24 protein-coding genes are annotated in these 15924 nt (G+C 55.2%); 3 read left to right on the forward strand and 21 right to left on the reverse strand.

Annotated elements, in window-relative coordinates; genetic code table 11:
- Positions 1-80: 80 nt before the first annotated feature.
- The 21 genes from GN111_RS24535 to GN111_RS24630 all read right to left on the reverse strand — a co-directional run bounded on the left by GN111_RS24535 (position 81) and on the right by GN111_RS24630 (position 13511).
- Positions 81-1541, reverse strand: a complete 1461-nt coding sequence (locus tag GN111_RS24535) for a TolC family protein (protein ID WP_155306279.1) — start codon at positions 1539-1541, stop codon at positions 81-83.
- Positions 1542-1615: 74 nt separating this feature from the next.
- Positions 1616-2311: a DVU0298 family protein gene (locus GN111_RS24540; RefSeq protein WP_155306280.1), complete on the reverse strand. Its 696-nt coding sequence runs from the start codon at positions 2309-2311 to the stop codon at positions 1616-1618.
- A 147-nt stretch (positions 2312-2458) separates the two neighbouring features.
- Entirely contained in the window at positions 2459-2806 is a 348-nt protein-coding gene (locus GN111_RS24545) for a DsrE family protein (protein ID WP_155306281.1), read from the reverse strand.
- Entirely contained in the window at positions 2803-3000 is a 198-nt protein-coding gene (locus GN111_RS24550; RefSeq protein ID WP_155306282.1) for a ferredoxin, read from the reverse strand. Before GN111_RS24550 ends, GN111_RS24545 begins: the two co-directional genes overlap by 4 nt.
- A gap of 5 nt (positions 3001-3005) precedes the next feature.
- Entirely contained in the window at positions 3006-4196 is a 1191-nt protein-coding gene (locus GN111_RS24555; protein WP_155306283.1) for an FprA family A-type flavoprotein, read from the reverse strand.
- A 110-nt stretch (positions 4197-4306) separates the two neighbouring features.
- Positions 4307-4468, reverse strand: coding sequence for a rubredoxin (gene rd, locus GN111_RS24560; RefSeq protein WP_155306284.1), 162 nt, complete (start codon positions 4466-4468; stop codon positions 4307-4309).
- Between the two features lie 103 nt (positions 4469-4571).
- Positions 4572-4751 (reverse strand): rubredoxin, encoded by a 180-nt coding sequence (locus GN111_RS24565; RefSeq protein WP_155306285.1) that lies wholly within the window; start codon positions 4749-4751, stop codon positions 4572-4574.
- Between the two features lie 21 nt (positions 4752-4772).
- Positions 4773-5747 (reverse strand): flavodoxin family protein, encoded by a 975-nt coding sequence (locus tag GN111_RS24570; protein WP_170302447.1) that lies wholly within the window; start codon positions 5745-5747, stop codon positions 4773-4775.
- 2 nt (positions 5748-5749) lie between these two features.
- Positions 5750-6100, reverse strand: a complete 351-nt coding sequence (locus tag GN111_RS24575; RefSeq protein WP_170302448.1) for a cytochrome c3 family protein — start codon at positions 6098-6100, stop codon at positions 5750-5752.
- 85 nt (positions 6101-6185) lie between these two features.
- A complete protein-coding gene (cydB, locus tag GN111_RS24580) occupies positions 6186-7214 on the reverse strand; it encodes a cytochrome d ubiquinol oxidase subunit II (protein ID WP_155306288.1) in 1029 nt (342 codons plus the stop codon).
- 47 nt (positions 7215-7261) lie between these two features.
- Positions 7262-8578 carry a cytochrome ubiquinol oxidase subunit I gene (locus GN111_RS24585; protein WP_155306289.1) on the reverse strand — a complete coding sequence of 439 codons (1317 nt, stop codon included), beginning with the start codon at positions 8576-8578 and terminating at the stop codon, positions 7262-7264.
- Positions 8579-8780: 202 nt separating this feature from the next.
- Complete coding sequence (locus GN111_RS24590; RefSeq protein WP_155306290.1) at positions 8781-8966, reverse strand: hypothetical protein; 186 nt, start codon at positions 8964-8966, stop codon at positions 8781-8783.
- Between the two features lie 73 nt (positions 8967-9039).
- Entirely contained in the window at positions 9040-9474 is a 435-nt protein-coding gene (locus tag GN111_RS24595) for a flavodoxin domain-containing protein (RefSeq protein ID WP_155306291.1), read from the reverse strand.
- Positions 9475-9491: 17 nt separating this feature from the next.
- Positions 9492-9647 (reverse strand): rubredoxin-like domain-containing protein, encoded by a 156-nt coding sequence (locus GN111_RS33420; RefSeq protein WP_170302449.1) that lies wholly within the window; start codon positions 9645-9647, stop codon positions 9492-9494.
- A 166-nt stretch (positions 9648-9813) separates the two neighbouring features.
- The gene (locus tag GN111_RS24600) at positions 9814-10188 is read right to left on the reverse strand and encodes a desulfoferrodoxin (RefSeq protein WP_155306292.1); all 375 of its coding nucleotides are present in this window, start codon (positions 10186-10188) and stop codon (positions 9814-9816) included.
- Positions 10189-10245: 57 nt separating this feature from the next.
- Positions 10246-10821, reverse strand: a complete 576-nt coding sequence (rbr, locus tag GN111_RS24605) for a rubrerythrin (protein WP_155306293.1) — start codon at positions 10819-10821, stop codon at positions 10246-10248.
- Positions 10822-10887: 66 nt separating this feature from the next.
- A complete protein-coding gene (locus GN111_RS24610; RefSeq protein ID WP_155306294.1) occupies positions 10888-11097 on the reverse strand; it encodes a hypothetical protein in 210 nt (69 codons plus the stop codon).
- A 344-nt stretch (positions 11098-11441) separates the two neighbouring features.
- A complete protein-coding gene (locus tag GN111_RS24615) occupies positions 11442-12065 on the reverse strand; it encodes a peroxiredoxin (protein WP_231715550.1) in 624 nt (207 codons plus the stop codon).
- Positions 12062-12637, reverse strand: a complete 576-nt coding sequence (locus GN111_RS24620; RefSeq protein ID WP_155306295.1) for a TlpA family protein disulfide reductase — start codon at positions 12635-12637, stop codon at positions 12062-12064. The genes GN111_RS24615 and GN111_RS24620 overlap by 4 nt, the downstream gene beginning before the upstream one ends.
- A 63-nt stretch (positions 12638-12700) precedes the next feature.
- A complete protein-coding gene (locus GN111_RS24625) occupies positions 12701-13174 on the reverse strand; it encodes a ferritin-like domain-containing protein (RefSeq protein WP_155306296.1) in 474 nt (157 codons plus the stop codon).
- A gap of 121 nt (positions 13175-13295) precedes the next feature.
- Entirely contained in the window at positions 13296-13511 is a 216-nt protein-coding gene (locus GN111_RS24630; protein ID WP_155306297.1) for a hypothetical protein, read from the reverse strand.
- Between the two features lie 478 nt (positions 13512-13989).
- On the opposite strand from GN111_RS24630, the gene tpx reads away from it, so the two are divergent.
- The 3 genes from tpx to trxA all read left to right on the forward strand — a co-directional run bounded on the left by tpx (position 13990) and on the right by trxA (position 15873).
- Positions 13990-14589 carry a thiol peroxidase gene (tpx, locus tag GN111_RS24635; protein ID WP_155306298.1) on the forward strand — a complete coding sequence of 200 codons (600 nt, stop codon included), beginning with the start codon at positions 13990-13992 and terminating at the stop codon, positions 14587-14589.
- Positions 14590-14780: 191 nt separating this feature from the next.
- Complete coding sequence (locus GN111_RS24640) at positions 14781-15374, forward strand: VOC family protein (protein WP_155306299.1); 594 nt, start codon at positions 14781-14783, stop codon at positions 15372-15374.
- 43 nt (positions 15375-15417) lie between these two features.
- Positions 15418-15873, forward strand: a complete 456-nt coding sequence (gene trxA, locus GN111_RS24645; protein ID WP_155306300.1) for a thioredoxin — start codon at positions 15418-15420, stop codon at positions 15871-15873.
- Positions 15874-15924 lie beyond the last annotated feature (51 nt).

A 15924-nucleotide genomic window follows, 5' to 3' on the forward strand; every position in this document is an offset into this window, starting at 1 on the left:
CCGTCTGCGTGCCCGGCGCCTCACATCTGCGGCACCCTGTAAACGTTTACTGATCAGGCAGTTTTCGCACATTGGACATTTCAACCCTGTGAACGGGTACGGCTGCCGGTCCATTGACCGATGGCCCGGGCGATCTGAGCCCGGGCTTTTTCACGGTCGAAATAGGCGGTGGTTTTGCGCATCCGTGCCCGGCTGTAAGCCAGCTCCGCTTCCAGGTAGCGGGTGATGTCGGCCGAACCCCCTTCATATTGACGCTTGACCAGTGCGTACGTCTCTTTGGCCGTTTCGACATTGGACGTGGCTACATTCAGGCGCTGCCGGGTTTCTTCGAGGTTGATATAAGCCTTCTTAACGTCGAATTTGACGGCCAGCAGAGTCTTGCGGTCGGCGGCCATGGCTTCCTGCAGGCGCGAGAGCGCTTCGGCACGGTCGCTTCGGGTGGCGAATCCGTCGAAAATGTTCCAGTTCAGGTAAAGGCCCGCGGTCCAGTTATCCCGCTCGCTGCTGTAGCGCATTTCGGGATCATCGACGTAATAGCGGGTCATAAAATCCAGTTGGGGCAGGTAGCCGGCCCGGGCTGCATCCACGGCCATTTTCGACTGGCGCAGCTTCTGGCGAACACTGTCCAGCTCGGGCCGGTGAACCAGGGCGTAATCCAAAGCGGCGAAAGGATCCTCGGGGATATCGATGGCGTACTCCTCAGCGTCGGCAATACCGAAAGGCACTTCGGGCTCGACCCCCAGAATTTCCGCCAGGGCCGCCTTGGCCAGGCGCTCCCGGTTACGGCTCTGAACGAGAATTTCCTCGGTTTCGGCCATGCGTACCTCAAGAGAGAGAAGATCGGTCTTCAAGGCGCCGCCCGACTGAAACCGGACCTGCATGATGCGCAACTGAGAGCGGGTCGTCTCCACCGATTCTTGGGCTACCCGGGTGAAGTTGGCTGCGGCGAGAATATCGTAATAGGCACCGATGGCCGCGGCCATAACCTGGTTCTCTATGCTGTCCCGATCGATTTGAGAAATCGTCACCCCGGTTTCGGCCATTTCCCGGCCGAGTCGGTCTTTGCCTCCGCTGTACAGGTTGATGCCGGCGGAAACGCCGCTTTCAAAATTCTCAAACCATCCCGGATCGTTGAAGTTGGCATCCGGCGGCAGTTTGCGCTGGTCGATGGCCTTGAACAGATAGGCCGAAGGGGCGTCGCCCTGCATGTATTCGGTGTAGACCTTTACCTGGGGGTAAAAGGGTGCCGCCGATTTATTCAACAGAGCGCGGGCGCGTTCGATGCGGGCAAGGGCCATGAGAAGATCGGGGTTGTTGGCCCTGGCGATGTCCAATACGTCCTTAAGGGTCAGGCTGCTGTTGACGGCACAGGTCCCGGACGCATCTGCCGCCTGCGATGGAGTCAGATTGCAGGCCAGATCGGCATATTCGGTTTTGATGGTATCGTACCGATAGGCATTTTCGGAGCTGCAGCCGACCTGAAACGTGGCGATCCAAAAGACAATGCCGGCCAATAGCGATGAAACCGGGATTTTAGCCATTCCCTCCTCCTCGATGTTTCTCCTGATGCGACGATTTCGCGGTCATTCATTTAGAGACACGGTTGGACCCGGGGTTACGGATCGGCTTCAGATTGTCGGGGATGAAATGCCAATGCCTCTGCGGCCAGTTCGGCCACCGTCGTCGGCGTCATCCTCATTTGCCGGAAAATGCGCAGCGGTGCGTTGTCAGCAAGGCGACGTTCGATCAGCGAACGGACACGCGTTTCCAGAATGGGCCCGGTGGCCCAGATGGCCGTTCCTCGAAGGTAAGGGTCGGGGGCTTCATAGAAGGCCGGTAAAAAGGAACACGCCGATTTGGCCAACAGCGGCCGGGCATGGGCCAGGCGACCCACTCCCCACAAGGACCCGCGCTGCAGCAATTCGTGTTCGAGAAAATTGCCGTTAGGATCGATATAGGAGATCAGGATGCCGGAAAACTCTTTTGCCAGGCGGTCGTGAAGGGCGGTAATTTCTCCCATGGCCTCCGGAGATCCCCAGCCGATTCCGCCGGACTCGTCGTTCAGGTTCCACATGAGCCGGCGCATCACTACGCGCGCCGACTCTAATGAAGTGTCGGCCAGATGGCTCACCACAACGCCCATGGCCGCCACGGCCCGCCAGCGCAGCCGCTCGTCTCCCGAATAAAAAAAAGAGAAGAGCGGATTGACGGCCTGACGACCGGGAAGCTGCAAGAGGACTTCGAGTGTTGTTTCGAAATTCTCCTCCAGCAAAAGTTGTCGGATCGTTGCTTTGCGTCCACGATTTCCCATGCTCGCGCCTATTCTGTAAAAGAACGACGGGTTTATCCATGGACTTTCATGTGCGAAAAAACCGGATGTGAAAAGCGGCTTCCAGAATCGACTCCATGGGATAATCGCGGCTGGAAGCCACTCCCTGCGTTTAATGAGCCGGCTGAATCAAAAGGAAATGACCTCAAACCCCTGTTCGATGTAGCCGGACATGGACGGATGGCCGGACATGTCATCAAGCAGGGTCAGGTTTTGTTTAACGGCCTCGTCCACCGTTCCCATCTTATGGGCACATCCCTTACAGACACCATCGACTATCTTTTCGGCCTTGGCTTTCTCCCAAAGCTTGTGAAGGGGGTTGGTCGTTTCGGCCAGTTTGGGCAGCAGCGCTGTGGCCGCCCCTTCCACAATGATGCGGCCTTCCATGCCCTTGGCCTTCATATCCAGGCCATTGAGCAGAACATGGATGAAACAGACCGGGTCGCCGTTGAAAACGAAAAGCGCTATTTTTTTCATGTGTCCCTCTCTTCCCAATCGATGCAATCTTCCGGGCAGTATTTGATTGCTTCGTTGACTTCCGTTTCGGGATAGGCTTCCAATTCGATGACCTCGATGAAGCCGGCGTCGTTCTGCTGAAACACCTCGGGGCAGACTTCCACACAGCCCATGCAGAGCGTGCAGGCGCCGATATCGACAACGGGTACCTTCATCGGGTCTATTCCTTCTCGATCACGGCTTCGCCGATTTTTTTACCGTAGGCCACGCAATCCTCGATGCCGGCCTTTTCAGGGACATACTGCAATCGGGGGCCGCCTTCGACCATGGCGAATTTCATGGCTTCCAGTTCCGCGGCCACCAGTTTCACCGCCTCACCGCTCCAGCCGTAGGAGCCGAAGGCACCGCCGATCTTGTTTGCCGGCTTGAGTCCCTTCATGTAGGTGAGCACGTCGGCCACCGTGGGAAACATCTGATTGTTAAGGGTAGGAGAGCCCACCACCACAGCCGCCGCATCGAGGGTATCGGTCATGATATCGCTGCGGTGGGAACTGCGGATATGAATGGGCTTGGCCTTGACGCCGGTGGACGAGATGCCCTCGGCTACGGCGTTGGCCATGGTCTCGGTGCTTTTCCACATGGTGTCATAGACCACGATGGCCTTTTTATCCGTTTCCTGCCGGCTCCATTTAAAATAGGCATCGATGATCTTGGCGGGATCCTTGCGCCAGATCATGCCGTGGTCGGGACAGATCATATCGATCTGGATTCCGGCATTCACAACTTTTTCCAGTAGTTTCAGGATGCGCGGCGCATACAGCAAAAGGATGTTGGCGTAATATTTTTTGGCCTGGACCATAAGTTCCGGGCCGGCCTGATCGTCGAATTTCTCAAACCCCGCATAATGCTGGCCGAACCCGTCGCTCGAAAAAAGGATTCGATCCTCTTTCAGGTAGGAGAACATGCTGTCCGGCCAATGAATCATGCGGGTTTCGATAAAGGTCAGGGTCCGCTTTCCCAAAGAGAGTTCTTCTCCGTCCTTTACAGGACGGTAGTCCCAGGCGTTGGGAAAATGGCTGGCCAGGTTTTTGGCCCCCATTTTTGAACAATAAAGCGGTTTTCCCTCACCGATCCTGTGCATGATGCGCGGAAGCGCCCCGGAATGATCCATTTCGGTGTGGTTGCTCACCACAAGATCGATCTTTTTGGGATCAATCACCTGGGAGATGTTGTCGATCAGCTGGTCGGCGAAAGGTGCTTTCACTGTATCGATCAGAGCGACCTTTTCGTCGATGATCAGAAAGGCGTTGTAACTGGTTCCCTTGTCCGTGGAATATCCGTGAAAATCCCTGATGTTCCAGTCGAATACGCCGACATCGTAGATTCCTTCTGCAATTTTTGTCGGTTTCATGTCCTTCTTCCTATGACGGTTGTGCACTTGTCCTTAATCGAAATGCCCTTTTCCCATACAGCGAAAAAAGGGCATCCGGAAATTCGATTGTTTCGCTTGGTTTGTGAATGTTACTCTTCTTTTTCGAAGTCGTCTTTGCTCGCACCGCAAACCGGGCATTCCCAATCCTCGGGGACATCTTCCCATTTGGTGCCGGGTGCAACGCCATTATCGGGATCGCCCGCTTCGGGATCGTAAACGTAGCCGCAGAGCGTACAAACATACTTGTCCATTGTTACCTCCGTGATGATATGCGTTAATAAAGGGAATAACCAACCCTACCATGAAGGGGCGGGGCTGTCTAACCGAAATTATCTTTCTGGCTTGTGAAACCATCTACCCCAAGGGTTTGAACAACTTTTTGCCGGCACCGCAGATGGGGCATTTCCAATCGTCGGGCAGATCTTCGAAAGACGTCCCCTTTGGGATCTTGCCTTTGCGATCTCCCTTGTCCGGATTGTAAATATACCCGCAGTTGACCGTCTGACACTGATACATTTCATGGGGCTCAGCCATTTTTTTCTCCTTGGTTTAAAGTCATCGAATTCGTTTCGTCAGTTGATCGAGGTTTGCGTGAATCTGCAAATGAAGCGCTTTGATACTTTGGTCGTCGTTTGGCAGCGGTGCCGGCAAGGACCAGTGCAGGTTTTCGACATCGGGGTGCGGATCTTCTTCGGGACCGTCGCCGATCACCACCACGAGGTCGGGCGCAAGACCGAAGAAGGCCTCTTCCGGGGATTGTGGCCGGCGATACCCAAGGTCCAACCCCGTTTCCTGAACGCATCGAACCATCGCTTCATCCAGGGCGGCGGTTTTCTCCATCCCCGCAAAATCGGTGCGAATGTGATCGGAAAAACGCTGTTGGGCCATGGCCGCAGCCATGGGGGCGCGACAGGCCCCGCGGGGTGAAACGAAAAGAATTCTGGTGCGTTCGACCAGCGGAATGACTGTTTTTTCGATGGCCGTTTCGATGTCCGCCGTCCAATTTTCTCGCTTGCGGATGGCTCCCTTGGCTTCGATGCCCCGGTAGGTGATCGCATGCTCCATTCGGGCGTCGATGGCATCGAAAAAGTATTTGGCTGTCAGATGGATGCCGTCGAACAGCTGACGGCCCCGGGAGGCGGCCACACTGAAAAGCAGCCCCTTGCGTTCCGATGCCAGTGGATCCTTGACTTTGAGGACATATTTTCGGGACCAGAGCGTCTGGCAGCGATCGATGAGAACTTTAAGCTGCGCCGAGATGCCATAGAAATAGACCGGACTGGCGGCGACCACAAGGTCCGCCCGTCGGATCAAGCCGTAAATTTCCATGGCCATGGGGTCGTCGGTAATGACGCAGGTGCCCTTTTTTTCACAGTAGCCGCAGCCACGGCACGGTACGATTCCGGCTTTTGCCGCCTGTATGTTTTTTACCGCCGCCCCCGCCCCGGCGGCCCTGTCCAGGAACGCCGAGAGAAAGGTGTCGGTATTGCCTCCCTTGCGCGGGCTGCCCTGAAGTCCCAGTACAAACATGGTTACCTTACGTGGCAGGTGCTGCAGGTTACCGGACCATGGGGCTTGCCGGCCTTTTTGTCCGCCTTGTGGCATTTGATGCACTGCAGGTTCATTACCTGCTTGGACTTGAGCGTCCCTTTTTCCTTCATTTTGCGCATGGCATCGACTTCCTGGGGAAAGACGCTATGGCAGATGTTGCAGTCCTTGAGCCTCGCCTGGTGATGGGCGTGGGGAAAGGGGACCTTGCCCCGGCTTCCGCCGAAGATCGTAATGTTATCGGCACCCTGTTTGGCGGCGAGCGTTGCCGCCGGCAGGGCCAGGACAAACAGCAGGGCACAGGCAATGGATGCGATGAGGGCACTGCGTTTCATGGATTGCTCCCTTTTATGAATTCGAACCGTGAACATGCCATCTCAGAGTATCCGCCGGCTCCTGCAGTGGGGCCGACGGAAAACGTCAATACATTTCCTCGTGGGCCAAATCGCCGTCGGTCACCTTGACGCTGAAAAGTTTATACGCCCAGACCTGGTAGGCCAGCACGACCGGAATGAAGAGCAGCACCACGATGAGCATGATCTTCAGTGTCAAGGGGCTGGACGAAGCATTATACGCCGTCAGGCTGTATTCTGAATCCAGGCTGGAGGGAAACAGGTTGGGAAACAACCCGATGACGCCGAAAAAGGTGCAGGCAACGATGGTGGCGGCGGAGGCGGCCCAGGCGATGAAAAAGGCTTTTTTCATGAGGAAGTACCTGATGCCCACAAGGGCGGAAACGGCGATCAGAGGCACCAGGAACAATGCCGGAGTGGCCAGGTAGTTGTTGTACAGCGGCGTGAAGATGTAGGTCGCCACCAGAAAAACGACGGCTACGCCGGTGAGCACGGGCCACAATTTCCCGGCCAGGCTGCCGGCCCTTTCGGACAGGTCTCCGTCGGCGCGGATGGCCAGCCAGAGAGCGCCGTGGACCAGGAAAAGACAGAGAAACAGAACGCCGCCCAGCAAGCCGTAAGGATTGAGCAGGGTCAGCAGGGTTCCCTGGTAAACGCCTTCTCCATCGATGGGGATCCCCTGGAAAATGTTGGCAAAGGCCACGCCGAACAGCAGAGCCGGCAGAAAACTGCCCACGAAAATGCAGATGTCCCACACCTTTTTCCAGGCGGGGTTGTCCACTTTGTTTCGAAATTCGAAGGAGACGCCGCGCAGGATCAAAGCGAAGAGGATCAGCATCAGCGCCGAGTAAAGGGAGGAGAACATCACCGCGTAAACCAATGGAAAAGCGGCAAAGGTGACGCCTCCGGCGGTGACGAGCCAGACCTCGTTTCCGTCCCACAGCGGTCCCATGGCGTGGATCATCATGTGCTTGTCACGCTCCGATTTGCCCAGGAACGGGTACAAGGTGCCGATTCCCAGGTCGAAACCGTCGGTCATGAAAAAGACTGCCCAGAGAAGACCCCAGAGAAAAAACCATGCGGATTGTAATAGCATTTATAACTCCCGTGTTATGTCAATGGTTGTCATCGAATAAAACGATATCAGGCGTCATCGGCTGCCGGTTGAGGGCCTTTTCTGGCAAAATTGGCAATCAGGTAGAACCCGGCAATTCCGAGCAGGCCATAAACCAGGATAAATCCGGCCAGAGTGGTCATGACTTGCGATGCGGCGACCGGCGAAGCGGCTTCGGCGGTCTTGAGCAGGCCGTAAACGATCCACGGCTGGCGGCCGACTTCGGCCAGTACCCATCCCATTTCATTGGCAATGTAGGGCAAAGGTATGGCAAACAGCATGATCCAGAGATACCAGCGGGATTCAACCAATCGTTTTCTGAGGACGAAACCAACGATGGTGAGCAGTGGGAAAAGGGTTCCCAAAGCGACCATGGTACGGAAGGAGACGAAGGTCAACAGCACCGGCGGACGTTCGTCTTTGGGGATGTCCTTCAGGCCGGTTACCGTTGCATTGAAATCGTGATGCCCGAGAAAACTCAATACGCCGGGTATGCTGCCGATTTCGATCCTGTTGCGTTCATTGGCTTCGTCCGGAATGGCAAAAAGGACAATGGGGGCCTGGGACTGGGTTTCCCAATGGGATTCCATGGCGGCCAGTTTGGACGGCTGGGTCTCGGTCACATGCACGGCGTGCAGGTCGCCGGTGATGACGACCACGATGGATGCGATCAATCCCACAACGAGGCCGATGTTGAAGGAGCGGGTGAAAAATTCGATGTGCTGCTTTTTCAAAAGGTGCCAGGCACTGATGCCCATGATGAAAAATGCGCTGAGGATAAAGGCCGAGGGAATGGTATGGACGATCTCGAGCAAACCGAATTTATTGGTCACCACGGCCAGAAAGTCGGTCAGTTCCGCACGGCCGTCCCGGATGGTGTAGCCAACAGGATGCTGCATCCAGCCATTGGCCAGAAGAATCCAGATCGCCGAGACGTTGCCGGCCGCGGCGACCAGCCACATCACCGTGGCGTGGGCCTTCTTGGACAGTTTTTTCCAGCCGAAGATCCAGATGCCGATAAAGGTCGATTCAAGGAAAAAGGCCAGGGAGGCCTCGATGGCCAGCAGCGATCCGAAAATGTCGCCGACATAGGCCGAATAGCGGGACCAGTTGGTACCGAACTGAAATTCCAGGGTGATGCCGGTGACCACGCCCAGGGCAAAGTTAATCAGAAACAATTTCCCCCAGAACTTCGTCATGCGCAGATAAGTTTCGTCATTGGTTTTCACATAACGGGTCTCCATGTATGCAACCATTACCGACAACCCCAAAGTAAGGGGGACGAACAGGAAGTGAAACATGGTAGCGGCGGCAAATTGGAGCCTGGATAACATGACAACGTCCATACAAAATCCTCCTTGAACAGGCACGTACAGCCCGCCCATCCTCAAGCGGGCTGCCGTCAAAAGCGTTCATGCGCAAAGGTCTGCCGATTTATCCCGCACCTATCCGGTAATCGCCGGTATCCTCAAAACGTCGCATCCCGTGATTTAAAGGGGTTCGGAGATCGGGTCGAACAAACGCCGGCAGACGCAATCCGTTGCCGATTCAGACGCCCGCCTCATATGTACAGGTATTGAAATCGATCTCCTTGCCGCATTTTGCGCAGGTGTGGGTCTTGTCGAATTCGTCGGAGAAAATCTCTTTGCTCTCACCGCATTCGGGACATTTGCAGGTAAAGGATTTCAGGTTCTTGAAATTCTCATAGCCGGGGCAGTGTTGGGGAGTTGACATGTTAGCCTCCTTTTGTATTCAATTCATTGACGTTGGAAAGATATGGGGATTTCAATTTTCGAACAGGCACCGATCAAGCAAACTTCTCAGCAATTTCACGACCGTAATCTTGCGCCATTTTCATGCCGCCGCCCAGACCGGCTGCTTTGAGCCTCAATGGCGCAGTGACCATGTTCATCTGGTAGATGTTCTTCATGGTATCGAAAATCCGGTCCGGGGCCTCGCCGCTCCAGCCGAATGCGCCGAATGCGCCTCCGACCTTGCCGTTCAACTCGGCTTTCTCGGCCATGAAAAGCAGCGTCTTCATGCCTTGAACCATCTCGCCGTGATATGTTGGAGAGCCCAGTACCACGGCATCGAACCCCTTCAGGTCGTCCTCCTTTTTCACATCGGTAACCTTCTTGACTTCCGCTTCATGGCCGGAGAATCGAATGCCCTCGGCAATGAGATTGGCGATTTTTTCGGTTTCACCGGTGCGTGTCGCATACACGATGAGTGCTTTTGCCATTTTCTTTTCCTTTTCTCTTATTTTATGCGCGGGTCTTTGCCCTCATATTCACAATCGGGGGTGTAACAGGTGTTGTCCAGAAATTCGCATTTTTCCTTACAGGAAGGGCATTTTTCCGGTGGCTGGTCCGCCACCAGTTCATAGCCGCAATTGCCGCATTTCCAGTTCGCCATGGGGAACCTCCTTGGTGGTTGTTGGTCATGTGGCCGGTGGCCGCCAACGAGGAGAAGTTGGCGGACACGGGTCACATGCAGTCCGGGCCGGTTGCCCGGACTGAAAGTGATGGTAGGCGGTCGGCAGGCGACCAACCGCCTCTTCTGACGTGCTTAAAGCGTGCTTCTATGCTTTCCACAAGCCATGCAGATTGCAGTACTCCCTAGCGGAGACCGATGCCGCATCGGTCATGAAAACCGCCTCGGGTGTCTGCCCCGGTTCGAGAAACTGAAAATACGATTTGCCGTCGGCGATCAGTTCGATCCACTGAATGTAATGCTTTTCTTCCATGGGATGGGGCACGCCGCCAACCTTGACCTTGTATCCGCCGTCGATTTTCTCGATAACCGGTACGTGTTTTTCCTTGGCTGCATCGACCGTGTTTTCGGTCAGTTTCTTCATCGGCTGCCCACAGCACACCAATTCTCCGGCACCGCCATTCAGGACTTCAACGATATTTCCGCAAACATCGCATTTATAAACTTCATACCTTTCCGCCATTTTTTTCTCCTTTTTCGTTTTTGTTGCTAAAAAAAGAACGCCTTTGTCCCTCTTTGGCTACCAGTTCTCGCCCAGCAGTTCGAAATGGGCCTGGGGATGGGCGCAGGCCGGGCATACCTCGGGCGCCTCGGTGCCTTCGTGCAGGTACCCGCAGTTGCGGCAGCGCCAGGTCACGCTTTCATCGCGCTTGAACACCCGACTGGCCTCGATGTTGGCCTTCAGGTCCAGGTAGCGCTTCTCGTGCTGCTTCTCGGCTACGGCGATAGCCTCGAAGATGTAAGCGATGTGATCGAATCCCTCCTCCCGGGCGATCTTGGCGAACCCCGGATACATGGTGGTCCATTCGTAATTCTCGCCGCCGGCCGCCTCTGCCAGATTCTCCGTGGTGGTGCCGATCACTCCGGCCGGAAAAGCGCCGGTGATTTCCACTTCGCCCCCTTCCAGCAGCTTGAACAGCCGCTTGGCGTGCTCCTTCTCCTGGTTGGCGGTCTCTTCGAAAATGTCCGCGATCTGAACGAAGCCCTCTTTTTTGGCTTGCTTGGAAAAGTAGGTGTAGCGGTTCCGCGCCTGGGATTCTCCGCTGAATGCCGTCAAAATGTTCTTTTCCGTCTGCGTTCCCTTGATACTTGCCACTTGAATTCCTCCTTTGAACGGTTTTAATAAGGTTTGTGTTTTCCAATACGATTGCACTGCTTTTTCTCAGCAGTGGTTGTCCCACCAACCTTTGGCGATATGCTTGAGCTTTTCCGCTTCGGCAATCTGCTTGATTTTATAACCGGAGTCGCGAAGCATGCCGTACAAGATACCGCAACCGGTGTCTTCGCGCTCGTCGTCGCCTTTATCGGCAAGCTGAATCATGCGTTCGGCCAGCAAAATGGCCTTCTCGAGATTGTGGTCACACGGTTTCACGAATTGACATTCCCCGAAGAGATCCGATACCGGCCGTTGGGTTACGAACCGGCTGAAATGCCAATAGCTAAATCAAGATGTATGCCAATATCCAGCGGTCAGATATAAAGTGGTATAACAACTTGAAAAAATAATTTAATTTTTCCTGTTCGGCCAAAGAGCACCTGCATTCTCCTATGCCGAACTGTTTTTCCGGTTGGATCGCAAACCCTGCATTTCCGCACGTCTCGCCGCGAAATCCGAAAACCTGAGTGTCTGAAAGGGTCTCACATTTTATGTGATACAAAGATGTCTCGCAAGACATCGGAGGTAAAACAGTTTTTCCCTAACGGCAGTCCGGGAATCTACTTGGCTCCAGTGGAATGGATCGTCTTGAGTGCTTCCACGATAGCCCCCAGATCGGGGCGTCGGTTGATGTCGGAAACCAGGATGAACCGAATAATTCCCGCTTTGTCGATGATGAACAAGGCCCGCTCCGCGGTTCCGTCGGTGCGAAGCACGCCGTACCTCCGGGCCGTCTCTCCATGGGGCCAGAAATCGGACAGCACGGGGAACCAGAGATCTCCCATCTGGCGGGTCCAGGCGAACAGTGTGGGCAGGTTGTCCACCGTGATGCCCAGCACGATGGCATCGTACTGTTCGAACAGGTCTCTGGCAATGTTGTAACCGGGCCATTGGTCGGAGCAGACCGGCGTCCAGGCCGCCGGTACGAAAGAGAGAATTACGTTGCGGCGCCCCAGGTAATCCTTGATGGAGACGGTTCCATTTTTAAGGGACGGCAGGGAAAAAACGGGCGCCGGGTCACCGATCTTGACGGTCAGTTCGCTGTCCACCGGTTTCAGGTGACCGGGGTCGTACAGCATGCCCTCCATGGCCGGGTTCGCGCCCAGACAGGGGCCACACAGAACCATGACCGATATCAGGGCCGCGGCAATGGCCAAAACCAGACATCGTCTGTGGCCTTTCATGGGGCACTGTCCCTGGCCAGGTCGTTCAGACGGGCCATGAAGGTTTCCAGCGATCCCATGCTGCCGGATCCTGTCCATAGGATGCGACCGTTGTCGTTGGGACCCAGGGCGGCGACGATGAAAAACGGAGTGCGAACTTCGCCGATGGCCTTGTGGACGGTAAAATCTTCATCGGGGAACAGTGGGAACAAAATCGAATAGTGTTTGCGAAAATGGTTGATTTCAAATGTGGAGTTGCCGACGCCGATGCCGATCATCTTGACCCGGTCCCGCAAGGGCTCGGAATCCTGAATGGCCTGATAGAGCCGATTGACGGCCGGCGCCTCCCGCTGGCAATGGGGGCAGTACATGCTGAAAATTTCAATGACCAGTATTTTTCCGGCAATGGCGGTTGCCGAAAAAGCTTCGCCGGGGGGTAAGCCGAGGTATTCACGCGTTTCAGCCGATTCGGGCGTGGGCAGGCGCAGGTCAACCAACCGGTCGCCAATGGCTGGCATTTTCCCAGCCGATGCAACAGCGGATACCGCCAGAAAGGATAAAGCGACCAGCCACCACGGAGAGCGGATTTTCATGGACCACCTCCAATCCAGGCGACTGCTTGCCACTGCCGTAGATTCGAAAAACGGATACGCGGACTACTTGGTGGCGATCAGACGCCGGCTGAGAAGATTGATGTGCGACATTTCTTCCTTGATTATGTTGTCCAAGTGAGACTGGCCCAGTTCACCGGGCACCAGGTCCTTCATCCCCAGATAGAAAACGATCGAGTCCTTTTCAGCCAAAATGGCTGCCTTGAGAATTGCCTGCATGGACGTCGTGTCGATCTCCTTTTCGAAGAAAACGCGGGTATCCGCCAGTGCTTTGAGGTATTGTGCGGCTTCACCTGCGGGATCGAAAACCGTCGCGGTCTTTTCCGTTTCGGAAAGCTTTTTTCTCATGGCCGAAAAGGTTTTCTCATGATCGTCTTCCATGGCCGCCAGATCCAGTAGGAACTGCTTGGCGTCCGGGTCGGCAACGTCGTTGGCCGCCTGCCGGTAAAAAAGGGCACCGTTTCTTTCGATCTGTTCGGCCATTTCAAATACATCGTCCGCATTGAAATCGTAGCTCATGGTTGAATTTGCCTTTCTTTTCTGCTGGCGGGGTTCATCACAAAAGGGTTGTCGTCTATTGGTATTTGCCCACTTCGCCGTCCTGCTGTCAACCCAAAAACGTAAAGGCGCGTTTGTCGCTTCACCCGTTTTTCTCGTTCAAGCGGCATTCGTCGTCCCACTCGGGGCAGGCGCTTTTTCGATCAGCTTGGAATTTGAGCATGCATTCACCGCATTCCAATTCTATATTGGGTGTATCTCCATGTTTTTCCAACAGTTCTTCTTTGGACATGACCTGGGCGAAACTGCACCCGCACTGGGGGCAGGCGGATTGGATTCGGTAGCGTTTTTTCGTCATGTGGGGATCTCCTTTCGTTGGTTGGTTTTCATTGTTGTAATCATTTAAAGCAAAAAAGCAATACCGATGCCACAGATGCGTGGATGTGTGGCTCAAGATGGCATGGTTATTGACATGTTCCATATTATGTTTAGCGTGACGGTACTACGATTGACTGCGGGGCAACCCCAGTGTTGCAAAAGCCGGAGGGCGACAGAGGCAAGGCGCCAAGGGTGATGCTGTAGTTGGCTACCGCGATCCCTTGGCAACGCCGGATATGGTGGCCTCCGGCTTTCCCGAAGGGGAAAAAAGATAAAGAAAAATTCGCTCCAACCTGGAATGCACCGGTGGTGATTCCAAAAATGATAGCCGGATGCGTCTCATGGAAGGTAACCATGGCAGTTGCGATTTTTCTCAATCTTTTTTATGCAATATTGGGGTCAAGGTTCCGTAGACACGCCTTTATACGAAAATTTGTTACCCCATCAAGGAGGACCCCATGGCTGAAACCGCTTTTAAAGGAACGCCTGTTCCGTTGGCCGGCGAAATCCCCCAACCCGGTGCCGTGGCGCCGGATTTCCGTCTGGTCGGCAAAGATTTGTCCGACGTTGCGTTAAAGGACTATTCTGGAAAAACTGTTGTACTCAATATTTTCCCGAGTATCGATACAGAGGTCTGTGCCATGTCCGTGAGAAAATTCAACGCCGAGATCGCAAATTTCGACAATGCCGTCGTCATATGCGTGTCGGCCGATCTGCCTTTTGCCCATGGCCGTTTTTGCGGTGCCGAAGGGCTGGACCACGTGATCACCGCATCGACGTTCCGCAGTCCCGATTTCGGTGAGGCATACGGTCTGCGCATAGCCGAAGGACCGCTGGCCGGTCTGATGGCCCGGGCTGTTCTTGTAATCGACGGGAAGGGCAAGGTGGTCTACTCGCAGTTGGTGCCCGAAATCTCCCAGGAGCCGGATTACAAAGCAGCCCTGGCCTGTTTGTCAAACGAAGAGGTCTTGCAGGCCTGCACGGCCAGCTTCACTGCGGAACATTCACGGCCGCTGGACGAAGACGGTCCCTGCGATGATGGCCGGGCCGGTGGCTGAAGAACTGTGCCCGTCCAGAAATGGCCAAGCCAATCTTACCCTTGGCCGATATCTTTGTTGCGCGAAAAATTTTATCCTCGGAATATCAACCATATGCCTGTGGTTAAATTTTTCGTGCGCCTCCATCTCGACCAAATTTGCCTATTTCTGGATGGGCACTATACAGTGCATGCATGCCGGGAGGTAGGAAAATGCCCCGCTACACTGGAATCAACCACCTCGCCATGGTTACCGGAGACATGGACGCCACCATCCGCTTCTGGAGGGACCTTCTGGGGATGCGTCTGGTGGCCGGGCTGGGCAGCAAGGGTTACCGGCACTATTTCCTGGAGATTTCCGAGCATGACATGATTGCGTTCTTCGAATGGCCGGGCGCTGAGGCCGTTACCGAAAAAGACCACGGGGTGCCGGTAAAGGGCCCTGTCGTCTTCGATCATGTTTCCGTTGGCGTTGTCGACGACCAGGACCTGTGGGAAATCAAAGATCGACTGGAAGCTGCCGATTTTTGGGTGTCCGAGACCATCGATCATGGTTTCATTCACTCCATCTACGCCTTCGATCCCAATGGCATTCCCATCGAATTCAGTGCACCTTGCCCCGATGTCGATGTGCGTCGCCATCCCCAGATGCATGATCGTCATCCGGCGAAAACCGCTTTGGAAGGCGCTGAACCCCTGCCGGGAAAATGGCCGGCCGTTGTCCGCCGCACCCCAACAGACGAGCGGATGCTTTATCCCGGGGAAGGGGAGGTGTTTGCCGATGACGGGAAGGGATCGGGTGGATGAACGCCATGCCGGATCCCATCATGATCCCGAACAAGGAGGGACAATGACCGATGCACGCGTATTGATCAAATGCCGCAAGTGTGGTGCCCGGAATCGTATTCCCGTCACGCGGCTCAACGACGGTCCCCGCTGCGGCCGTTGCAAGACCCCGTTTCCATCCATCGCGACCCCCAGTCGGCCGGTCGTAGTGTCCGACCGCACCTTTGCCGATGAGGTGCTGGCCAGCCCCTTACCCGTGTTGCTGGACTGCTGGGCCGCCTGGTGCGCGCCTTGCGGCGCCATGGCACCGGTTTTAGACGAGCTGGCCAGAAGCTACACGGGCAGGCTGAAAGTGGGCAAACTCAATGTGGACCAGAACCCGGTCACTGCCAGCCGTTATAATGTCATGAGCCTGCCGACGCTGTTGTTTTTCCGGGACGGCAAAGTGGTGGACACGGCTGCCGGCGCCCTGCCCAAACCGGAGGTCGAGCGATACCTCTATCGCTTTCTGGCCGGGTAGGGTACAATCTGAATTATCTTCCAAGCGTTTGTCGATGAACCGAGGAGGCCG

It is taken from the genome of Desulfosarcina widdelii, assembly GCF_009688965.1.
GTDB classification, from domain to species: Bacteria; Desulfobacterota; Desulfobacteria; order Desulfobacterales; family Desulfosarcinaceae; genus Desulfosarcina; species Desulfosarcina widdelii.

Coding starts and splice junctions, on each gene's coding strand:
- GN111_RS24535 (WP_155306279.1), bottom strand. CDS start 1,541: ATGGCTAAAATCCCGGTTTCATCGCTATTGGCCGGCATTGTCTTTTGG.
- GN111_RS24540 (WP_155306280.1), bottom strand. CDS start 2,311: ATGGGAAATCGTGGACGCAAAGCAACGATCCGACAACTTTTGCTGGAG.
- GN111_RS24545 (WP_155306281.1), bottom strand. CDS start 2,806: ATGAAAAAAATAGCGCTTTTCGTTTTCAACGGCGACCCGGTCTGTTTC.
- GN111_RS24550 (WP_155306282.1), bottom strand. CDS start 3,000: ATGAAGGTACCCGTTGTCGATATCGGCGCCTGCACGCTCTGCATGGGC.
- GN111_RS24555 (WP_155306283.1), bottom strand. CDS start 4,196: ATGAAACCGACAAAAATTGCAGAAGGAATCTACGATGTCGGCGTATTC.
- rd (WP_155306284.1), bottom strand. CDS start 4,468: ATGGACAAGTATGTTTGTACGCTCTGCGGCTACGTTTACGATCCCGAA.
- GN111_RS24565 (WP_155306285.1), bottom strand. CDS start 4,751: ATGGCTGAGCCCCATGAAATGTATCAGTGTCAGACGGTCAACTGCGGG.
- GN111_RS24570 (WP_170302447.1), bottom strand. CDS start 5,747: ATGTTTGTACTGGGACTTCAGGGCAGCCCGCGCAAGGGAGGCAATACC.
- GN111_RS24575 (WP_170302448.1), bottom strand. CDS start 6,100: ATGAAACGCAGTGCCCTCATCGCATCCATTGCCTGTGCCCTGCTGTTT.
- cydB (WP_155306288.1), bottom strand. CDS start 7,214: ATGCTATTACAATCCGCATGGTTTTTTCTCTGGGGTCTTCTCTGGGCA.
- GN111_RS24585 (WP_155306289.1), bottom strand. CDS start 8,578: ATGGACGTTGTCATGTTATCCAGGCTCCAATTTGCCGCCGCTACCATG.
- GN111_RS24590 (WP_155306290.1), bottom strand. CDS start 8,966: ATGTCAACTCCCCAACACTGCCCCGGCTATGAGAATTTCAAGAACCTG.
- GN111_RS24595 (WP_155306291.1), bottom strand. CDS start 9,474: ATGGCAAAAGCACTCATCGTGTATGCGACACGCACCGGTGAAACCGAA.
- GN111_RS33420 (WP_170302449.1), bottom strand. CDS start 9,647: ATGGCGAACTGGAAATGCGGCAATTGCGGCTATGAACTGGTGGCGGAC.
- GN111_RS24600 (WP_155306292.1), bottom strand. CDS start 10,188: ATGGCGGAAAGGTATGAAGTTTATAAATGCGATGTTTGCGGAAATATC.
- GN111_RS24615 (WP_231715550.1), bottom strand. CDS start 12,065: ATGAAAGGCCACAGACGATGTCTGGTTTTGGCCATTGCCGCGGCCCTG.
- GN111_RS24620 (WP_155306295.1), bottom strand. CDS start 12,637: ATGAAAATCCGCTCTCCGTGGTGGCTGGTCGCTTTATCCTTTCTGGCG.
- GN111_RS24625 (WP_155306296.1), bottom strand. CDS start 13,174: ATGAGCTACGATTTCAATGCGGACGATGTATTTGAAATGGCCGAACAG.
- GN111_RS24630 (WP_155306297.1), bottom strand. CDS start 13,511: ATGACGAAAAAACGCTACCGAATCCAATCCGCCTGCCCCCAGTGCGGG.
- tpx (WP_155306298.1), top strand. CDS start 13,990: ATGGCTGAAACCGCTTTTAAAGGAACGCCTGTTCCGTTGGCCGGCGAA.
- GN111_RS24640 (WP_155306299.1), top strand. CDS start 14,781: ATGCCCCGCTACACTGGAATCAACCACCTCGCCATGGTTACCGGAGAC.
- trxA (WP_155306300.1), top strand. CDS start 15,418: ATGACCGATGCACGCGTATTGATCAAATGCCGCAAGTGTGGTGCCCGG.